Source organism: Vibrio sp. 1F263 (assembly GCF_041439035.1).
In the GTDB taxonomy this organism is placed as follows: Bacteria; Pseudomonadota; Gammaproteobacteria; order Enterobacterales; family Vibrionaceae; genus Vibrio; species Vibrio tasmaniensis_A.
The window spans coordinates 1-3,137 of the sequence record NZ_JBGONI010000096.1; the positions used below are offsets into that span (position 1 = coordinate 1).

2 protein-coding genes are annotated in these 3,137 nt (G+C 41.5%); both read left to right on the plus strand.

Features of this window, described 5'->3' with window-relative positions:
• Positions 1 to 401: 401 nt before the first annotated feature.
• Entirely contained in the window at positions 402 to 2,066 is a 1,665-nt protein-coding gene (locus tag ACED25_RS23120; RefSeq protein WP_371696230.1) for an Eco57I restriction-modification methylase domain-containing protein, read from the plus strand.
• Position 2,067: 1 nt separating this feature from the next.
• Positions 2,068 to 2,829 carry a PaeR7I family type II restriction endonuclease gene (locus ACED25_RS23125; RefSeq protein WP_371696231.1) on the plus strand — a complete coding sequence of 254 codons (762 nt, stop codon included), beginning with the start codon at positions 2,068 to 2,070 and terminating at the stop codon, positions 2,827 to 2,829.
• The last annotated feature ends 308 nt before the right edge of the window (positions 2,830 to 3,137 follow it).

Below are 3,137 nucleotides of genomic sequence, written 5' to 3' on the forward strand. Positions count from 1 at the left end.
AATGCTTTATTGATTTTATTGTTAATTTATAGACTCATCTAAGCGGAGAAGAGCCAAAAAATCTAATACAAACATCGACAATACTGGTTCATACATACCTTGAGATGGGGAGCTCTGCATGTAGATGAGCAATATGGGGAGTCCTTTACATGCTGGATTACTTTAATATGTTTGAGCGAATGTAAAATTAGGTTAAGGCGAGCCCACAACAGTTCTTACCTTGGAATTACTAGTCGAATATTTAACCCATCAGGCTCAGATACAAGGCTAGAGCCACTCCTTTATACTCATATAAGCCATCTTCTCGTAAGCTCACAATTTACTTAACTTCTTACCTAGATCTACATAGAATGTTGTCTTCTACTCCACCATTACCGATATATCCTCGAAGGAACTCCTTAATGCGAGCCAACGCAAATGCATTCCATATAAAAGATGAACAACTAACTAAGGCAATAGCCAACTGGGAACACTCAGAACAGAACAAGGGTCAGATCTATACAAAGCCTGAAGTTGTTGATTTCATGTTAGATTGTATGGGTCTTAATGGGGAGTTATGGAACAAAGAAGTCAGAGTCCTAGAGCCTTCGTGCGGTGAAGGTGAGTTCGTGGTTGCTATCGTTAAGAGGCTACTGAATCGAGCACCAACTGATCAGGTTGTTCCGAATCTAGTGGGAAAACTCCTAGCCGTTGACTTGGTGGCGGAAAGTATAGAAATTACGAAAATGCGCGTCGGGGAGTTGTTGTTGGAGCACGGCGTTAGTAAAAAAGATGCCGAATTACTAAAAAACAGTTGGTTCAAAAACAGTGACTTTCTTCTGGATAATATTCCCTGTGGGTTTACACATATCGTTGGTAATCCGCCATATGTTCGTGTCGAAGAGATTCCTAAGAGACTACTTGAAGAGTATCGCTCTCGCTTTGTGAGTATGACAGATCGTGCCGATCTATACATACCGTTCTATGAAAAATCACTCAGCTTACTGCGGCCTAAAGGAGCCTTATCCTTCATTTGTACAGACCGCTGGACTAAGAATCGGTATGGCAAAGGTCTCCGTAAGCTTATTTCTGAGCAGTATGGGCTAGAGCTATTTATTGACCTGTATGGAGTAGACGCATTCACAACGGATGTAATGACTTATCCTGCCATTACACAGATAAGAAAGGCTAAATCTGATAGTGTAGCTCTCATTCATGGAAGTTCTTTCTCTGCATCAGAAGCAAAAGAGGTTGTTGGTGCGATAAGTGGTATTAGCTCTACGATTCAACTGAGGAAAGGTATTGTTAATGGTGACAAGCCTTGGCTAGTTTGTAGCCCTGATCAGGTAAGGTTGATTCACCATATTGAAAATCACTTCCCTACACTGGAAGAGGCTGGCTGTAACGTAAGTATTGGTGCTGCCACTGGTTCAAATAAGGTTTATATCGTCGATATGGACGAGGTAAACGTCGAGCCTGATCGTCTTTTGCCTGTAATTACAGCGGCCGAAATTAAGAACGGCATTGTAAACTGGAAGGGTAAATACATCATTAACACATATCATAATGGTGGAGTCATCGACATTGAAAACTTCCCGCTTCTCAATGAATACCTTCGTTCACATAAGGAGATTCTATCTGGTCGGCATGTAGCGAAAAAAAATCCAGATTGTTGGTACAAGACTATTGATAAGATTCACGAAGATAGGGCGGCAGAGGCAAAGCTATTGATTCCTGATATTGCAAGCGATCCAGTAGTGGTGGTAGACGAAGGCGTATATCATCCAAACAACTCAATTTACTATATTCGATCCGATGGATGGAACCTTCATGCGCTGAAGTTTGTGTTGATGTCGGATGTGACCAAATTATTTATATCCACATATAGCACCAAGATTTCTGGTGGATATATGAGGTATCAGGCTCAGCATTTGAGGAAGCTCCGTTTGCCAAGATGGGGCTCTCTAAGTGAAGGTTTGAGGGGCCGCCTTATTGATGCGGGAATGAACAATAGTAGTAATAACATAGAGCTAATTATTGAACTCTATGAATTAGATAATAATCACAGGGCGTTACTTGGGGGATAAGATGGCAGAGATTGTTGGTTACAAGAAAAAAGTTGAAGATGCTGTCGATAGTTTCTGGCATGTACGAAAGACTAAAGGCGTTCGAAGTGGTCAAACATTAGACAAGTTTGAGGATTTGTTAAAGTGGGTTGTACAAACCAATGGATTACCGAACGCTAAGTTCGTTACGGGTTCTGGGGCAACTGTGCCGGGCTTTTTTCGGGTTACAAAGAATTGGGATTTGCTCGTTTTTGATGGCAATACGTTGATAGCAGCAATCGAAATGAAGTCAATTGCCGATTCTCCTGAGACAGGCTCTAATAACTTTGGTAAGAACTCCAATAATCGAGTTGAGGAAGTCACCGGTAGCGGTGTTGATATTAAAGAAGCTTATGCTGAAGATGCCTTTGAAGGGCTTGTGAAACTTTTTACTGGTTACATCATCTTGGTCGAGGATTGCCCGTTTGCAAATTCCTCGGTGCGAGTTTCTATGAAGCATTTTCGTGTGATGACAGAGTTCATGCAAGACCCTACTTTGCGAGATATAACTTACGTCAAGAAAAAGGATGGAACATTCCCTAGCATTGATACTTTGCCACCGATAGGGCGTTTCGATTTACTCTGCAAGCGCATGATGCAAAAGCAGCTGTACACAGCGGCGTCAGTTGTGTTGAGCCAGAGAGATACAAACCACTACAGTGATGTTAGTCAATTAACAAGTATAAAGTCATTTGTAGCTTCATTCGCTGGCTATATACAAGGAGTTGCGGCAGCGAAGTCATAAAATAAAAACTCTCCATTTCGCAGGGGAATATTGAACTGGGGACATTATTACCTCGAAATTCTTCGAATTTTAGTCCCCTTCTCTTCCAATGTCGCCTCTTCTTGCTCCAGTGCTATCTGAGCTACACCAGTAAGACTAGATATTTCACCAAGTAAATTTTTAATACCAAAAGTTATCCGTTCATAGCTAATTTAGAAGTACCTATAACTCATTTGTAAGCGCGCCATAAACCCCGCATTCTAATCTTTCAGCGCGAAGAATAAGATCAACTCTCCAACCCAAAGGAGAGTTGAAATGGCAAAACGACG